This window comes from Clostridium sp. AM25-23AC (assembly GCF_003435125.1).
Classification (GTDB): Bacteria; Bacillota; Clostridia; order Lachnospirales; family Lachnospiraceae; genus Pilosibacter; species Pilosibacter fragilis.
Genome location: NZ_QWGI01000081.1, coordinates 336 through 1,860 on the forward strand (window position 1 = coordinate 336; position 1,525 = coordinate 1,860).

Below are 1,525 nucleotides of genomic sequence, written 5' to 3' on the forward strand. Positions count from 1 at the left end.
GTGCCTCCTTTACTGCTTACTTTGCCATTCTTCCAATAGCTGATAGATAATGTTTTCTATATCCTCACTGGAATAATCCTCCGTAAAATATCTGCTGATTTTATCAGCCTTAATTGTAACTTTTCTTTCCTTTGGCTTTTCCTCTGCCAATATAAGTCTTACCATTGGCAGAGTCAGCTCGCCGTTTTTCCCATATTCCTTTAACTTTGATGATTGGGTAGTCGATATAGATGCTCCCGTTTCTTCAAGAATGCCCTGCACCCATTCCTGTCCCTGCTCTGTCAGAAAGGATATGTCAACACCCTGTACCAGACCGATTTTTTTCTTATCAACCATATCCAGCAATTCATCTGACAGCCGTGCAAGCCATATATAACGCTGAACCGTCTTGCCACTCTCTCCGGCTGCTTCTCCCACTTCATCAAGGCTGCTTCCTTTTCCCTTTTTTCCCTGATGCTTCATGGCTTCATACTTCATGGAATAGGCTCTTGCCTTTTCACTTGGGAGAATATCTTCCCTCTGGATATTGGTATCCACCATAATCACTGTAGCTTCATCATCATTGTAATCTCTGATAAACATAGGCATGGTGGAAAGACCTGCAAGCTCACAGCCATGTTTTCTGCGGTGTCCAGCGATTATCTCATAACCGCCCTCTGCCCTTGGTCTTGCAATACCGGGCATAAGTACACCATAGTTTCTGATGCTCTCCACTGTTTCCTGCATCTTTTCATCATCCAGCACCTTAAAAGGGTGTCCTTTGAACTCATAAAGCTCTGAAAGAGGTATCTCCTGTACCTGATCGGTGCCCGCTGTCATATCAGAAGCACCGAATAAATCATCAAAACTGTTTAACTTTACCTTTGCCGCACTTCCTGCCTTACTCATTGCCAAGCACCTCCTCCGTCAATGACTGATAGGCACTTGCCACTTTTCCCTTCGGGTCGTGCTGATAGATGCTGACACCCTCTGCCGAAATCTCGGCAGCTCTTACGGAAATCGGAATGCTATTCTCAAATATTCTTACTTTGCTGCCATAATTCTCAATCAGTAATGCACTAATGTCCTTTGCATAATTTGTCCTGCTGTCAACCATGGTCAACAATATGCCCTCAATAGACAGCTTCGGGTTAATCTGTCGTTTCACCTTACCAATGGTCTTGATAAGCTGTTCCAACCCCTTCACTGGCAGATATGCCGCCTGTACCGGAATTAAGATACTGTCTGCACAGGCAAATGCATTTATGGTTATCATGCCAAGTGAAGGCATACAATCAATCAGGATATAATCATATCGCTCTTTCACCTGCTCTATGTAGGAACGCATCACAAGCTCCCTGCTCATGACATTTACCAAGGATACCTCCAGACCGGATAATTCGATATTGCCGGGCATAAGGTCAATTCCTTCCTCATGCCTTAAAATCCCGTAATCATCTTCCATTTCCACATCATTGATGATATTCGCCATCACAGTCGCAAGAGTTTCCTCCAGCTTGTCCGGCTCTGTAAATCCCAAACTTGC

Annotated in this window: 2 protein-coding genes; both read right to left on the minus strand. The window is 44.3% G+C overall.

The features are described 5' to 3' along the window. Positions 1-9: 9 nt before the first annotated feature. Positions 10-888 carry a ParB/RepB/Spo0J family partition protein gene (locus DW677_RS17905; protein ID WP_117567938.1) on the minus strand — a complete coding sequence of 293 codons (879 nt, stop codon included), beginning with the start codon at positions 886-888 and terminating at the stop codon, positions 10-12. Continuing rightward, positions 881-1,525 (minus strand): ParA family protein (locus tag DW677_RS17910; protein ID WP_117567939.1); only part of this gene is annotated, 645 nt, incomplete at its 5' end. The genes DW677_RS17910 and DW677_RS17905, both read right to left, overlap by 8 nt.